This is a genomic window from Streptomyces lincolnensis (assembly GCF_001685355.1).
Classification (GTDB): Bacteria; Actinomycetota; Actinomycetes; order Streptomycetales; family Streptomycetaceae; genus Streptomyces; species Streptomyces lincolnensis.
The window spans coordinates 1,386,004-1,399,799 of record NZ_CP016438.1; the positions used below are offsets into that span (position 1 = coordinate 1,386,004).

At 71.7% G+C, this 13,796-nt stretch carries 12 protein-coding genes and 1 pseudogene; 4 read left to right on the forward strand and 9 right to left on the reverse strand.

Annotated features, from left to right (window positions below; all coding sequences use genetic code 11):
• Nucleotides 1-5: 5 nt before the first annotated feature.
• Entirely contained in the window at nucleotides 6-578 is a 573-nt protein-coding gene (locus SLINC_RS06210; RefSeq protein WP_067427721.1) for a transglutaminase-like domain-containing protein, read from the reverse strand.
• Nucleotides 579-774: 196 nt separating this feature from the next.
• On the opposite strand from SLINC_RS06210, the gene SLINC_RS06215 reads away from it, so the two are divergent.
• Nucleotides 775-2,139 (forward strand): hypothetical protein, encoded by a 1,365-nt coding sequence (locus tag SLINC_RS06215; RefSeq protein ID WP_067427723.1) that lies wholly within the window; start codon nucleotides 775-777, stop codon nucleotides 2,137-2,139.
• Between the two features lie 40 nt (nucleotides 2,140-2,179).
• Here the strand turns inward: SLINC_RS06215 and SLINC_RS06220 are convergent, their stop codons facing one another.
• Genes SLINC_RS06220 through SLINC_RS06230 form a run of 3 tightly spaced genes read right to left on the reverse strand, consistent with a single transcriptional unit; the run spans nucleotide 2,180 to nucleotide 5,447 of the window.
• Nucleotides 2,180-3,250 carry a threonine aldolase family protein gene (locus SLINC_RS06220; RefSeq protein ID WP_067427725.1) on the reverse strand — a complete coding sequence of 357 codons (1,071 nt, stop codon included), beginning with the start codon at nucleotides 3,248-3,250 and terminating at the stop codon, nucleotides 2,180-2,182.
• Nucleotides 3,247-3,996 (reverse strand): SDR family oxidoreductase, encoded by a 750-nt coding sequence (locus tag SLINC_RS06225; protein ID WP_067427726.1) that lies wholly within the window; start codon nucleotides 3,994-3,996, stop codon nucleotides 3,247-3,249. The genes SLINC_RS06220 and SLINC_RS06225 overlap by 4 nt, the downstream gene beginning before the upstream one ends.
• A 53-nt stretch (nucleotides 3,997-4,049) precedes the next feature.
• Nucleotides 4,050-5,447, reverse strand: a complete 1,398-nt coding sequence (locus tag SLINC_RS06230) for a DUF6421 family protein (protein ID WP_067427729.1) — start codon at nucleotides 5,445-5,447, stop codon at nucleotides 4,050-4,052.
• A gap of 284 nt (nucleotides 5,448-5,731) precedes the next feature.
• Here SLINC_RS06230 and SLINC_RS06235 point away from each other — a divergent pair, with 284 nt between their 5' ends.
• Nucleotides 5,732-6,415, forward strand: coding sequence for a glycerophosphodiester phosphodiesterase (locus SLINC_RS06235; RefSeq protein ID WP_067427731.1), 684 nt, complete (start codon nucleotides 5,732-5,734; stop codon nucleotides 6,413-6,415).
• Between the two features lie 23 nt (nucleotides 6,416-6,438).
• Here SLINC_RS06235 and SLINC_RS06240 read toward each other — a convergent pair whose 3' ends face one another.
• Entirely contained in the window at nucleotides 6,439-6,978 is a 540-nt protein-coding gene (locus SLINC_RS06240; protein WP_067427733.1) for a GNAT family N-acetyltransferase, read from the reverse strand.
• A 73-nt stretch (nucleotides 6,979-7,051) separates the two neighbouring features.
• Here SLINC_RS06240 and SLINC_RS06245 point away from each other — a divergent pair, with 73 nt between their 5' ends.
• Nucleotides 7,052-7,444: a VOC family protein gene (locus SLINC_RS06245; RefSeq protein WP_067427735.1), complete on the forward strand. Its 393-nt coding sequence runs from the start codon at nucleotides 7,052-7,054 to the stop codon at nucleotides 7,442-7,444.
• Here SLINC_RS06245 and SLINC_RS06250 read toward each other — a convergent pair.
• A complete protein-coding gene (locus SLINC_RS06250) occupies nucleotides 7,426-8,361 on the reverse strand; it encodes a GNAT family N-acetyltransferase (protein WP_067427737.1) in 936 nt (311 codons plus the stop codon). The two genes, SLINC_RS06245 and SLINC_RS06250, sit on opposite strands and share 19 nt — an antisense overlap.
• Before the next feature lie 211 nt (nucleotides 8,362-8,572).
• Here SLINC_RS06250 and SLINC_RS06255 point away from each other — a divergent pair.
• Nucleotides 8,573-8,785, forward strand: a pseudogene (locus tag SLINC_RS06255) (leucine zipper domain-containing protein); the annotation flags it as partial.
• A gap of 35 nt (nucleotides 8,786-8,820) precedes the next feature.
• On the opposite strand, the gene SLINC_RS06260 reads toward SLINC_RS06255, so the two are convergent.
• The 3 genes from SLINC_RS06260 to SLINC_RS06270 all read right to left on the reverse strand — a co-directional run bounded on the left by SLINC_RS06260 (nucleotide 8,821) and on the right by SLINC_RS06270 (nucleotide 13,718).
• On the reverse strand, nucleotides 8,821-11,403 hold the full coding sequence (locus SLINC_RS06260) for a carbohydrate-binding protein (protein ID WP_067427743.1): 2,583 nt from the start codon (nucleotides 11,401-11,403) through the stop codon (nucleotides 8,821-8,823).
• 102 nt (nucleotides 11,404-11,505) lie between these two features.
• Nucleotides 11,506-12,045, reverse strand: a complete 540-nt coding sequence (locus SLINC_RS06265; RefSeq protein ID WP_067427745.1) for a MarR family winged helix-turn-helix transcriptional regulator — start codon at nucleotides 12,043-12,045, stop codon at nucleotides 11,506-11,508.
• Nucleotides 12,042-13,718, reverse strand: a complete 1,677-nt coding sequence (locus SLINC_RS06270; protein ID WP_067427747.1) for an FUSC family protein — start codon at nucleotides 13,716-13,718, stop codon at nucleotides 12,042-12,044. The genes SLINC_RS06265 and SLINC_RS06270 overlap by 4 nt, the downstream gene beginning before the upstream one ends.
• Nucleotides 13,719-13,796 lie beyond the last annotated feature (78 nt).

Here is a 13,796-nt window from a genome sequence, read left to right on the forward strand (position 1 = left end):
CTGCCTCAGAGTGCGGTGGGGAGCGTGTTCCACAGGCGGGGCCGGTCGGGGGCGGCCTTGAGCACGTCCAGGACGACCGGGTGAGGTGCAGCATACAAGACCGGGTAGTCCATCTCATTGGACGCCGAGTCGGGCGTGAAGGCCAGCCGCTCCCCCTCCAGGGAGAACCGGGCGTCCACTCCCGGTTTGTTGCCGCGGGGGTCCTGCCGGTGCCAGGCACCGTTGAACCGCACGGCGACCAGGCCGTGCACGACGTCGAACTTCTGGTAACAGAGGGCGGTCGGGATGTCCTCGGCCCGCAGCAGAGCGGTCAGCGCGTGGGCCTTGGCGTAGCAGATGCCGGTGCCCCGTTCCAGGACGTCGGAGGCGCGCCAGGTGACGCGCATGTCGCCGGAGTCCTGCGAGTGGGGAATCGTGTCGCGCACGAACTCGAAGGCCGCCCGCGCATACTCATACGAGTCCGCCACTCCGTCGGCGAGCCTGGCGGCGGTCTCGCGGACGAGCGGATGATGATGGTCGATCACCTCGTCAGCGGCCAAGTAGGCGGATAGGTCGGCGGTTTCCTGGATCATCTGCATGGCGGCAGAGCGTAGGCGTCGACTCGATCGCGAGTCAATCAACTTTCCGGGCATCGCATATCTATGCGTCGACCTCTGTAAAGCTCCCTGCCGATCGCAAAACGGCTGAACATCGCCGCAACCAGACACCCGGCTACAACTCCTCCCCCACCCCACGGGTCTCGACCGCCGACCGAACACCACCAAGGGGGAACTCATGAAGCATCGTCTGCTCGGAGCCGCGGTCGCCGGCTGCGCCCTGGCCGCCCTGGGGGCCGGGCCCGTGCACGCCCTGTCCGACGAACTGTGGATCAGCGTGCCGTCCGAGACGGTGCTGCCGGGTCCGGACGCGGACGGCAGCACGCGTGAGCGCACACTCGAGGTGCGCGTCACCCACGACAACGTCGACAACGACGTGCCGGCCGGTCGGCTGACCGTGGACGCGAGCGAGATCGCCTCCTTCGCGCACGTGTCGTGGCCCGCCAACTGCACGCCCGAGTCGGGCCTCAAGGCGGTGTGCGCCTTCCCGGCGATGCCTGTCGGTACGGAGGGCGTCCCGGCCGCCCTGATCGGCCTGCGCGCGCTGTCGGACGCGGACCTCAGCGCGTCCGGGTCCATCCGGTACACGGCCGCCGCGGGCGAGCTGTCCGCAGCCGACGCGGAGACCCGGATCACGGTGGGCGACGGCCCGGACCTGGGGCTCAGCCAGGCCCCGTGGCAGCGCGGGCTCACGCCCGGCACGAACCACACCGTCCGGGCGACCGTCGCCAACAACGGCAACCGCGCCGTGGAGCGGACGCTGCTGTGGGTCAGCGCCTCCTACGGCCTGCGGTTCAAGGACCGGCACGCCAACTGCGAGTACCAGGACCACGCCACCGGCACGGGCGCGCTGTGCGTGCTGGACGAGGCCGTGGCCCCCGGGCAGCGGTACGACCTGGTGACGAGGCTCGGCATCGGCCGCAAGGCGCTGTACGAGCGGTTCGACCACTCCGTGCTGCCCTATTCGGACGCGGCGCTGGAAGAGGCCCGCGGCGACGGGACGTGGACCCGGGGCACCGGCCCCGAGCTGGACCTGCGGGCCGTGGCCGGGCAGCGGGCGGCGGCCGACGGGGACGACGTCGACCTGAACGACAACTACCGGACCGTCATCCTCGACGCCAAGAACACCGCCGACCTCAAGCTCACCGGCAACAGGATGCGCGGGGCCGCGGGGGACACGGTCACCGCCCGGATGACCGTGCTCAACCGCGGGCCGGCCTGGGTGGCGTCACTGGGTGCGGGCTCGGCCGTGGCCAGCGTGCGCTTCCAGGCACCGGCGGGCACCTCGGTCGTAGGACTGCCGGAGGACTGCTGGACCCAGCCGCCGTCCGAGGAGGGCCCCTCGGAGGCGACCTACTTCTGCTGGACGCCGATCTACCTGCACGACAAGGCGTCCTACACCTTCGACGTCCAGTTGCGGATCGACAAGGTGGTGCGCGGGGCGCGGGCGGTCATCGAGACGGTGAACGACGGGGAGCTGCCCATCACGAAGTTCGACCCGAACCTGCGGAACAACGTCTCGGCGATCGTCGTCAACGGCTGACCGGTGCGCGGGGAGGGGATGTGTCCGCGGCCGACAGGGCCTAGCGGGCCATCTCCTCCTTCAGCGCCCCCACGAACGCGTCCACGTCGTCCTCGGTGGTGTCGAAGGCGCACATCCAGCGCACGACGCCGGCGGACTCGTCCCAGAAGTAGAACCGGAACCGCTGCTGGAGCCGCTCGCTGACGTCGTGCGGGAGCCGGGCGAAGACCGCGTTGGACTGCACGGGGTGGAGGATCTCCACGCCGTGGACCGCGCGGACGCCCTCCGCCAGCCGCTGGGCCATCTCGTTGGCGTGGCGGGCGTTGCGCAGCCACAGGTCCTTGGCGAGCAGGGCCTCCAGCTGCACCGAGACGAAACGCATCTTGGAGGCGAGCTGCATGGACAGCTTGCGCAGGTGCTTCAGGTGGCTGGCGGCGTCCTGGTCGATGACGACGACGGCCTCGCCGAACAGCGCGCCGTTCTTCGTGCCGCCCAGCGAGAGGATGTCGACGCCGACGGCGTTGGTGAAGGCCCGCATCGGGACGTTCAGGGCGGCGGCCGCGTTGGCTATGCGGGAGCCGTCCAGGTGGACCTTCATGCCGTGGGCGTGGGCGTGGTCGCAGATCGCGCGGATCTCGTCCGGGGTGTAGAGGGTGCCCAGCTCGGTGCTCTGGGTGATCGAGACGACCTGCGGCATCGCGCGGTGCTCGTCCTCCCAGCCGTACGCCTGTCTGTCGATCAGCTCGGGGGTGAGCTTGCCGTCGGGCGTGGGCACGGTGAGCAGCTTCAGTCCGCCGACCCGCTCCGGCGCCCCGCACTCGTCGACGTGGATGTGCGCGCTCTCGGCGCAGATCACCGCGCCCCAGCGGTCGGTGACCGCCTGGAGCGCGACGACGTTGGCGCCGGTGCCGTTGAAGACCGGGAACGCCTCCGCGGTGGCGCCGAAGTGGCTGCGCACGATCCGCTGGAGGTTGTCGGTGTAGTCGTCCTCGCCGTAGGCCACCTGGTGCCCGCCGTTGGCCACGGCCAGGGCGGCGAGGACCTCCGGGTGGGCCCCCGCGTAGTTGTCGCTGGCGAAGCCGCGCAGCTGGGGGTCGTGACGGCGGCGGGCGTCGGTCTTCGGTGGGTTCACGGCTTCTCGGTCAGCCACAGACGGTTTCCGTTCAGTTCGGTGGCGGACTTCTCCCAGACCCCGGCGATCTCCTCGGCCAGGTCCCCGACGTCGGTGAAGCCCGCGAACTTCGCGTTGGGGCGCTCGGCGCGCATGGCCTCGTGCACCAGCGCCTTCACGACCAGGATGACAGCGGCGGACGTCGGCCCCTCGGCGCCCCCGGCCTTGCGGAAGGCGTCGGCCAGGGCGAGCGTCCAGGCCTCGGCGGCGGCCTTGGCGGCGGCGTACGAGGCGTTGCCCGCGGTGGGCTTCGTCGCACCGGCGGCGCTGATCAGCACGTACCGTCCGCGGTCGCTGCGCTGAAGGGCCTCGTAGAAGGCCAGCGAGGTGTGCTGCACGGTGCGGATCAGCAGCAGTTCCAGGAAGTCCCAGTCGTCGAGGCTGGACTTGATGAAGGTCTCGCTGCCGCGCCAGCCGCCGACGAGGTGGACCACACCGTCGACGCGCCCGAACTCCTTCTCGGTGCGGGCGGCCCAGTCCCGGGTGGAGTCCAGGTCGAGCAGGTCGACGGTCTCCCCCGTGACCACGGCGCCGCCAGCCTTGTAGCGGGCGGCGTCCACCGCTTCCGCCAGCCGCTCGGGGTCGTTGTCCGCGCCGACGACGGTCGCCCCCGCCTCGGCCAGTCGCAGCAGTGCCGCCCGGCCCGCGGGTCCGCCCGCGCCGGCCACCGCGATCACCGCACCGCTGAGCGCTCCGTTCCCCACCATCTTCTTCGCCTCCTGCTGAGCAGTGTTCCCGGTCGCGCGAAGGGCTCCGCCGCTCACGCGGCGATCCGCTCGGCGCTCTCCGCCGTGATGCCCCGGGTCGAGGCGATCACGTTCTTCAGTTTCTTGGAGAGTGCCTCATAGAACATGCTCAGCGGAAACTCGTCGGGAAGCACGTCATCGACGAGCTTTCGCGGCGGCAGGCTCAGGTCGAGGGCGTCGGGGCCCTTGGCCCACTTGGAGCCCGGGTGCGGGGCGAGGTAGGTGGAGACCAGCTCGTACCCGGCGAACCAGTGGACGAGCTTGGGCCGGTCGATGCCGTCGCGGTAGAGCTGCTCGATGTCGGCGCACAGCTGGTTGGTGACCTGCGGGGCGCGCTGCCAGTCGATGAAGAGCTTGTTGTCGGTCCAGCGGACGACGTCGTGCTTGTGGAGGTAGGCGAAGAGGAGCTGGCCGCCCAGTCCGTCGTAGTTGCGCACGCGCTCGCCGGTGACCGGGAAGCGGAACATGCGGTCGAAGAGCACCGCGTACTGCACGTCGCGGGCCTGCGGGACGCCGTCGGCCTGGAGCTTCACGGCCTCCTTGAAGGCGGTGAGGTCGCAGCGCAGCTCTTCGAGGCCGTACATCCAGAACGGCTGGCGCTGCTTGATCATGAACGGATCGAAGGGCAGGTCACCGTGGCTGTGGGTGCGGTCGTGGACCATGTCCCACAGCACGAAGGCCTCCTCGCAGCGCTTCTGGTCGTGGACCATCGCGGCGACGTCCTCGGGCAGCTCCAGGCCGAGGATGTCGACGGCGGCGGCGGTCACACGGCGGAAGCGGGCGGCCTCGCGGTCGCAGAAGATGCCGCCCCAGCTGAACCGCTCGGGGGCCTCGCGCACGGCGATGGTCTCCGGGAAGAGAACCGCGGAGTTGGTGTCGTAGCCGGAGGTGAAGTCCTCGAACTTGATGCCGCAGAACAGCGGGTTGTCGTAGCGGGTGCGCTCCAGCTCGGCCAGCCAGTCGGGCCAGACCATGCGCAGCACGACCGCTTCGAGGTTGCGGTCGGGGTTGCCGTTCTGCGTGTACATCGGGAAGACGACCAGGTGCGTCAGGCCGTCCGCGCGGTGCGCGGCGGGCTGGAAGGCGAGCAGCGAGTCGAGGAAGTCCGGCACCCGGAAGCCGCCGTCCACCCAGCGGTGCAGGTCCTTGACCAGGGCCTCGTGGTAGGCGTGGTCGTGCGGGAGCAGCGGTGACAGCTCCTCGACGGCGTGGACGACGCTCCGGACGGCGAGCTCGGCGTCGGCCGGGTCCGGGGCGCGCTCCGCGTCGAAGTCGATGGAGCCGTCCTTGGACTGCCATGGCCGGATCTGCTCCACGGCATCCTTGAGCACGGCCCATGCCGGGTGCTCCACCACCCTGGTCACGGGAGAAATCTGTTCCCCCGAAGCCGACTGCACAAGAATTTCCGTCATGTCCCATCCTCCACAGGAGAACCTCGCGTGAGGAGACCGTACACATAGGCGGTTTCTGCCAGCAAGAGGAGTCTCGGGAAATCCTCCTGCCGCACCCGCATGGTCACCGGATATTTTTCTGCCACCTACCCGGATGCCGCGTGCTTATGCTTCGTACACCCGCGCCCCTCGCAGGTGCGGTTTCATCCCCGGGCAGGGCGGTTAGGCTGCGGATCGGCCCGCGCGGCCGACCGCCTGGGCTCGCGCGTGGCTCCGAGCCGCCGTCGACGGAAGCGAGTCGAGTCTTGAACTTCCTCACCATCGGTCACCGCGGAGTCATGGGTGTCGAGCCCGAGAACACCCTCCGCTCCTTCGTCGCCGCCGAGCAGGCGGGCCTCGACGTCATCGAACTCGATCTGCACCTGAGCAAGGACGGCGCCCTCGTCGTCATGCACGACGCCGACGTGGACCGCACGACCGACGGTGCCGGTGCGATCGCCGAGCAGACGCTCGACGAGCTGCGCGCCCTGGACGCCGGCCGGGGCGAGCGGGTGCCGGTGTTCGAGGAGGTCCTGGACACGGTGGCCACGCCGCTCCAGGCCGAGATCAAGGATGTGGCCGCGGCCCGTGCGCTGGCCGAGGTCATGCACGCCCGACACCTTGTGGGACGGGTGGAGGTGTCCTCGTTCCACGACGAGGCGATCGCCGAGATCTCCCGGCTGGTGCCCGGTGTGCGCACCGCGCTGATCGCCAGCCGCTACGGCACCGACATCGTGGACCGGGCCGTCGAGGTGGCGGCCGGGACCGTCTGTCTCAACATCCGCCGGGTCACCCTGGAGATCGTGGAGCGGGCCCGCAAGGCCGACCTGAAGATCATCGGCTGGGTGGTCAACACCCAGGACCACCTGCGCCTGGTACGGGCCCTCGGCCTGGACGGCGCGACCACCGACTACCCGGAGATCAAACGCACCGGCCGTTTCACCGCATAAACGTCACGCCAGTCCCGCCCACGTCACACCAGCGGCTTGACCAGCAGCTCGAACCGGAGGTCGGCGCGCTGCGGGATGCCGAAGCGCTCGTCGCCGTACGGGAAGGGAGTCGTCTCTCCCGTACGGCGGTAGCCGCGGCGCTCGTACCAGGCGATCAGGTCCTCGCGGACCGAGATCACGGTCATGCGCATCTCCGAGACCCCCCAGTCCTCGCGGACCTGCCGCTCGGCCTCCGCGAGGATCACCTTGCCGAGCCCGCCGCCCTGCTGTGCGGGGCTGACCGCGAACATCCCGAAGTAGGCGTGGTCACCGCGGAGTTCGAGCTGACAGCAGGCGACGACCCGCCCGTCCCGTTCCACCGCCAGCAGCCTGCTGTCGGGCGCCTTGATGACGGCCAGCACGCCCTCGGGATCCGTCCGCTGCCCTTCCAGGATGTCCGCCTCGGTGGTCCATCCCGCCCGACTGGAGTCCCCGCGATACGCCGACTGGATCAGCGCGACCAACTCGTCCACGTCGGCGTCGGAGGCATCGCGGAAGGTCAGTCGGTGGGCGGCGGCTTCCATGGCTGGGATCTCCGGTTCTGTCGGCACGGCGCGGGCACGGATGAGGGTAGCGCCACTACTAGGCTCCGGGTGCATGGTGCATGTACTGAGCGGTCGTACGTTGCTGCGGCCCACGGATCCCGAACGGTCCCGGCGTTTCTACGGTGAGCAGTTGGGGCTCGCCGTCTACCGGGAGTTCGGTACCGGGCCCGAGCGGGGCGTCGTCTACTTTCTCGGTGGCGGGTTCCTGGAGGTGGCGGGGCGGTCGGAGGTGCCGGCGTCGTCGGCCGTGCGGTTGTGGTTGCAGGTCGAGGACGTGGCCGCGGCCGAGGAGGAGCTGCGGGGCAAGGGGGTCGAGATCGTGCGGCCACCGGTGCGGGAGCCGTGGGGTCTGGTGGAGATGTGGATCGCCGACCCGGACGGGACGCCGATCGTGCTGGTGGAGATCCCGGCGGACCATCCGCTGCGCTACCGTCCCGGCATCTGAGGCAGGCCGGGGCGGTGCTCCCAGCCCCGGTCGGTCCGCGTCAGTTCCCGGAAACCGGCCTTCGCCAGCACGTCCAGCGCCTGTCGGTCGGTGGCCGCTTCGTAGGCGAGCAGGCGGTCGACCCCGCACAGCCGCAGCCAGTCGGCCGCCTGTCCCAGGAGCCGGTGCTCCAGGCCCTCGCCGTGGTGGCCCGGGTCGATGTGCAGATTGCCGATGTCGGCGAGGCCCGCGGCCCGGGTGTGGCGTTCCGGGCGGGCCAGGGAGGTGTCGACCTCGATGAAGCCGAGGGCGCGTCCGTCGGCGTACGCGGTGAAGCGGGTGCCGCACTCCCCCAGGATCCGCTCGACGGTGAGGCCCGCCCCTGCCTCGGGCTCGGGCAGGTCGGCGACGCGGGCGATCAGGATCACCTCCGTGTCGCCGACGTGCCGGAAGCCGGCGCGTTCGTAGGCGGCGCGGATGTGCGGCCAGTTGCGGGGCAGGCCGTAGACCGCGGGGGCGGGCAGAGCGACGTCGGCGTACCGCACACGGACGTTCCAGCGGGCCAGTTGGGCCAGGCACGCCGACATCAGCAGATCGGCGGCCTCCTCCGCGTCCGGCCAGAAGGAGGCCGGCGGATGGCAGACGAACCAGTCGATCTCGCCCGAGTCCCGATAACCCTCACCGACCTCGTCGTCGGCGCGGTAGCGCAGCAGATGGGCCGCGGCGACGACGAACCGGCGCTGCTCGGCGACGAGCGTGACCCGCTCGCTCACCCAGGGGTCGGTGATGAACTCGCCGGGCTGCCGCTCCAGCTCGCTCAGCACGGTGTTCACGGACACGGAGACACCGGGGACGACGGCGGCGACATGCGCGTTGACCAGGTCGGTGAGCTGGTCGCGGTCGGCTCGGTGGAAGGGGCGCACCGTGGGCGCGGGCATGGCGGACCTCCAGGGTCGTCGATGAGAAGACCGGGCCGCCATGCGCTGCGGTACGACGACGAGGTTACGGCCTTCCGCGTCCCCGCGGCCACCCTCGCGCCGTCGGACGGCCGACAGCCGTCCGGATGGCCGGTGCCGTGGTGAACGGGGCGAGGGCCTCTGGGTTCGGTGTGGATTGCGACGTCTGCGCCGACCGCCAAGGAGGCCCTCGTTGTTCCACCGTAACGCTCCGCTGACGCCGACCGGCAGGCTGCGTCTGGCCCGGTGTGTCGTCGAGGACCGCCGGCCGCCGAGGCGGGCCGCGAAACGCTTCCAGGGCAGCCACACCACCGCCGCCCGATGGGCCGACCGCTACCGCGGACACGGGGCCGACGGCATGCACGACCGCTCCAGCCGCCCGCACCACCAGCCCGGCCACACCCCAGCCAGCCGCATCACCAACCTGCCCGAACAGCACACCTAGGCGCGGGGCTCCTGGAACAGGGGCGTCACCGTCACCCGGTCGATGACGGGGGCGTGGGCGGAGCGCTGGCCGTGCTGGTTGCGGAACCGGCCGTCGAAGTCGGGGAGTTCGTCGGCGGTGAACCTGATCGTGTTGGCGCCCTGGGCGAGGGTGACGGGGACCGAGAGGGTCCAGAAGTTGTTGAAGTGGAAGGTGGTGGGGAACAGGACGCGGTCCGGGGCGGCGCCGTTGACGGAGATGTCCGCGTGGCGGCAGACCGGGTCGGGGTTGTAGTGGGTGGCGGGTGCCTGCTCGCCGTTGGAGTAGCGGATGGTGAGCCCGTGGCGTCCGGCCCGGTCCGCCGTCACCGTCAGGGCGAGCGCGTTGCCCGGCCCGCGGCCGATGCCGCCGACCGCCTTGCCGCCGGTGGCGTAGGTGCGGCCGGTGACCTTGGCGGTGCCGGTGAGGGCGCCCGTCTCGGCGGCGTACGACGTACTCGGCAGCAGAGCGCGCGACGGGCCGACGCGCAGCCGGTCCACGACCAGGCGCTCCGAGGTCCCGGTGACGGTGATCTTGTTGACGCCTCCGGTGAGGAAAAGCGGGACGGCACCCCGCTCGACGCGCCCGGCCGGCTCGCCGTCGACCGTGAGCAGGCCCTCGCCGGGGCCGAGGACGTCGACGGTCACGCTCGCCTCGCCGTCGTCGTCGGCGTGCACCCAGAAGGTGACGGTCCCGCCGCGCGGGAGGACGGCGGCGCCGGGGCCCGAGGCACCGCGGTGCGCGTGACTGACGACCGCCCCGCCGGCCAGGGCCGCGTACTCGGCCTCGTACAGCGCGGTCGGGTCCTCGCCGCGCAGGACGAGGTCCAGCTTGTCGATCACCGCGTCGCCCCGCGTGACGCCGAGCTCGGGGTCCTGCGCGGCGAGCGTGATCCGGTGCCGGCCCGCGGTGAGTTCCACCCGCGTGTCGGTGTGGCCCCACACCGCCCACTTGTAGCCGAGCGGCAGCAGCAGCTCGCGCGGGTCCGCGCCGTCGACCCGCAGGAAGACGTTGGTGGGGCCCTGCTCGCGGACGAGGTCGGCCAGGTTGTGGGAGTTGGCGAAGACCCGGACGTCGTACGTCCCGTCCTTCGGGACCTCGACGTCGAAGGTGAGCACGCCGTCGGAGCCGGTGCGCAGTCCGCCCACGTGGTGGCCGCCGGAGGTGGCGAACCGGTCGACGGCGGACGGCGATCCCTCGGGTCCGTTCCTCGTGTGGCCGCCGCCGGTGTACGCGGCGTCCTCGGCCTCGTAGGTCCGCCGCCAGACGACCGACGGCGCCACGGGCGCGGCCCCGTTGCCGCCGGGCGACAGGATCGCCTGGTAGGCGGACATCGCGTCGAGGTCGCTCACCGGTAAGGTCACCCGGCCTTCCTCGACCGGAAGTTCACCGTCCCACACGGTCAACGGCTGGGCACAGGCGCCCACTTGGCCGGTCCAGGGGATCTCCTGAAGCCGTATGTGCACGCTCTCGCCGAAGAGGTCCGCCTCCACCGCCTCGAAGACGACGTCCACGGCGCCGTCCGTACCCCCGAACAGCGCCCGGGCCTGCCGCTTGCCCCGGTCCAGCGTGGCCAGCCCCTGAAGGGTGTACTGCGTGTCGGGGTGCGGGGCGGTGACCCGCACCGTGTGGCCGGTCATGCGCCCGTAGGCGTTGAACAGCCACCACTGGCCGTTGCCCTTGGTGCCCTCCACCACCGAGTCGTTGAGGTTGCCGGCGATGTTCCAGTACGCCAGGTCGGCGTCGACCTTCGACTCCTCGATCGCGGCGATCCACTGCACCATCTGGCCGGGGACGGACAGGTGGTAGTTGTGCGCGTACTCGTTGAGGTTGACGGGGAGCGGACCGATGCCCAACTCCCCCTCCAGCGCGCGGTACTCGGCCACCTTGGTGCGGACCTCGGCGGGCGAGGACAGCTCGTGCCAGGTGATCACGTCGGGCAGGACGTCGTGGTCCCGGGCGAACTCCAGGAAGCCCCTGACCTCCGGGTAGAGGACGCAGGTGTTGGGCCCGGCGATCCGCGCCGTGGGATCGAGGCCCTTGATGAGGTCGTACGTCGCTTTCCAGGCGGCGAAGTAGGCGTTCGGGTCGGTCCGCCAGGAGGTCCCGTCGTAGCTCCACTCCCCCTCGCCGAACATGTTGCCCTCGGGTTCGTTGAACGGGACGTACACCACGTGGGACTTGTGCGCGCCCAGGGTCAGGACGTGCTCGACCTGCCGTCGGACGACATCGAGGAACCCGGCGAGCTTCTCCTCCCCGCCGGAGCCGGGCCACTCGTAGGGGAAGCCGCGGTAGAAGTCGGGCAGATAGACATAGACGTCCTCACCGCCGGCGGCGACGAAGGCCGGCAGGATCTCCAGGGCGTCGCCGCCGGGGTGCTGGACGCCGTCCTGGGCCTTGGTCGTGACCGTGCGGACGTACATGCCCTCCACGAGGGCGAGGCCGGGGACGCCGTCGCCGTACAGGCCGTAGAGCGTGCCGCTCGCACCGCCGTGGAAGGGTCCTGTCCCGGTGCCGAGGTCGACGGTGAGCTGCTCGGGTACGGAGGCGTCGGCGGTCACGGCATCCCTCTTTCGTCCGGCATGTCGTACGCCGGACGAAGATCCGAACCGGCCTTGATCGAACGTAGAAAGGGCATGTCGGTCACGTCAATGGTGCGACGATCACGAAAACTTGCGGAGCTCCAGCCGGCCCAGCAGACCGGCGAGCAGCTCGGCCAGTTCCTCCTGATACTCCGGGTCGATGCCGGACAGGACCTCGGTCTCGTAGGCGAGCTGTTCGGGCAGGAGGCCGTCGACCAGGTCGCGTCCGGTGTCCGTGAGGCGGAGGTGGGCGACGCGACGGTCGCGGGTGTCGCCGCGGCGCTCGACCAGGCCGCGCTCGGCGAGGGCCTTCAGGCGTTTGGTGACGGCGGCGCCCGAGGAGAAGGTCTCCCGGGCCAGTTCGCCGGGGGTGAGCTCGTGCCCGGTGCGGCGGAGCGCGCCGAGCAGGTCGAACTCGGGGCGGCTCAGGCCGGCGCGGCGCAGCGGGGCGTCCTCGGCCTGCTGGAGGAGGGCGGCGCAGCGGTTGATGCGGCCGATGATCTCCATGGGTGCGGTGTCGAGGCCGGGGTGGACGGACTGCCACTGCCGGACGACCGCGGCGACGGTGTCGTTTCTCGTCGCGCTCTGTGCCGTGGTGGACCGTCCGCCCGTCGCCGTCATGGCCGTACACCCTCCGTCGTGTCCGTGTGCCGGTCCAGGGGCAGCCCCTGGCGCCGTACCGTCGCCGCGAGCGTACGGTGTCCGCGCTGTTCGGCGAGCACGACCCTCTCGTGGGGCAGGGTGCGCTGCCACCACTCGCCCGAGGCGGCGTCGGCCGCGGCGCGCAGGTCGACCAGGGCGGCGGCGAGGCCGCGGCGGGCGGCCTCCAGGGTGCCGGGGGCGGGGCGCGGTTCCGCCAGGAGACGGGCGGCTCGCTCACGGGCCCGCTCGACGGCGGTCAGCGCGCACTCGACACCGCTGCCCGCGCGCCGGTTGGTGACGGCGACGGCCGCGACGAACCCGACCAGGGCGCCGACGACGGTGTCCGCCACGCGCTCGGTGATCAGCCGGCCGGGTTCCTGCCGGCCGGCGAACTCGGTGATGAGCAGCGCCATCGGGGTCACGCAGACGCTGCCGAGCCAGTAGTTGCGGCTGATCAGCGCCTCGGTGCCGAAGTTGAGGGCGAGACAGGTGAGGACCAGGGCCGTCGGCCCGAGGTGGGCCAACGGGGCCACGGCGGCGAAGAGGAGGACGCCGGCGAGGTTGCCCACGACGCGCTGGACGCCCCGGCTCCAGGTGAGGGTGAGGTTCGCCTGGTAGAGGGAGGCCGCGGTGACCAGGGCCCAGTAGGGGCGGCCGACGCCCAGCGCGAGGGAGGCGTATCCGGCCAGGGCGCAGCCCACGGCGGTGCGCAGGGCGAGCGGGGTGAGCGGGCCCAGCCTGCTCCACCACGGCCGGGCGGGGGCGGCGCGTTCGGCGTCGACACCGAGGAGTTCGTCGGTCCCGGCCGGGTGCCTGCCCGCCGTCGGGACCGGTCCGGTGCCGCGCAGGGCGCGGGCCCGGGCGCGCAGCGGCTCCGGGTCCGTGTCGGCGGGGGCGGCGAGGGCGACCTCGGCGCGGACGACGAGCCGTTCGAGGGCGCGCCGGGTCGGGGTGCGGGTGCCGGCGGACAGCAGGCACTGCCAGGCTCCGTGCACGGCGGCGGCCGCGGCGGCCCGGGCCTTCGCGTGGCCGTCGGCGGTGCCCCCGGTGGCCGCGTACGCGGCGGCGGCGTTCAGGGCGTGTGCGGTGGCGCGGCGCTCCGGACCGTGCGGGCGCAGCAGGCCGGGCGCCATGCCGACGAGCCAGGCCCAGCCGCCCGTGGCCAGGGCCAGTCCGAGATGGGCCGGGACCTGGTCGGGGGTCTGCGGCGCGAACAGGGCGGCGGAGCTGATGAAGGTGAGGACCACATTGCCGGGCGGCCCGACACGGGTCGCGTCGCACACCGCCTTCTGCACGGCGGCCAGCAGCGCACCGACGGCGACGAGGACGACGGCGTTCGCGGTGAGCGCGGCGGCGGCCAGGGCCACGGCGAGCGAGCCGACCATGCCGAGCACCACCAGGGCGAGGGCGCGGGCCCGCGCGGCGTACGGCCTGTTGTGGGCGTACAGCGCACACAGCGATCCGGCCATCGCGTACATCGCCAGGTCGAGCCGGTCCAGCGCCAGCAGGGTCAGATTGGGCGGGGCGACCGCCACGACCACGCTGAGGGCGGGCTTGAACCAGATGTCGGAGGGCCGGCCGAGGCGCAGGACGCCCGCCAGGGGGAGGCGGCGGACGCGCGGGGCGCGGGAGGTCGGGGTGGCACGGCTCATGACGACAAGCTTAACAAGTGTTTTACTCGTAAAGCATATACGTCGGGGCTGTGACCTGCCGTGCTCCGTCGAGTGCTC

What these genes read in the sequence shown, in the direction of transcription:
- SLINC_RS06240 (WP_067427733.1), bottom strand. Translation starts at nt 6,978, where the DNA reads ATGGAAGCCGCCGCCCACCGACTGACCTTCCGCGATGCCTCCGACGCC.
- SLINC_RS06270 (WP_067427747.1), bottom strand. Translation starts at nt 13,718, where the DNA reads ATGAGCCGTGCCACCCCGACCTCCCGCGCCCCGCGCGTCCGCCGCCTC.
- SLINC_RS06250 (WP_067427737.1), bottom strand. Translation starts at nt 8,361, where the DNA reads ATGCCCGCGCCCACGGTGCGCCCCTTCCACCGAGCCGACCGCGACCAG.
- SLINC_RS06210 (WP_067427721.1), bottom strand. Translation starts at nt 578, where the DNA reads ATGCAGATGATCCAGGAAACCGCCGACCTATCCGCCTACTTGGCCGCT.
- SLINC_RS06265 (WP_067427745.1), bottom strand. Translation starts at nt 12,045, where the DNA reads ATGACGGCGACGGGCGGACGGTCCACCACGGCACAGAGCGCGACGAGA.
- SLINC_RS06245 (WP_067427735.1), top strand. Translation starts at nt 7,052, where the DNA reads ATGGTGCATGTACTGAGCGGTCGTACGTTGCTGCGGCCCACGGATCCC.
- SLINC_RS06230 (WP_067427729.1), bottom strand. Translation starts at nt 5,447, where the DNA reads ATGACGGAAATTCTTGTGCAGTCGGCTTCGGGGGAACAGATTTCTCCC.
- SLINC_RS06215 (WP_067427723.1), top strand. Translation starts at nt 775, where the DNA reads ATGAAGCATCGTCTGCTCGGAGCCGCGGTCGCCGGCTGCGCCCTGGCC.
- SLINC_RS06225 (WP_067427726.1), bottom strand. Translation starts at nt 3,996, where the DNA reads ATGGTGGGGAACGGAGCGCTCAGCGGTGCGGTGATCGCGGTGGCCGGC.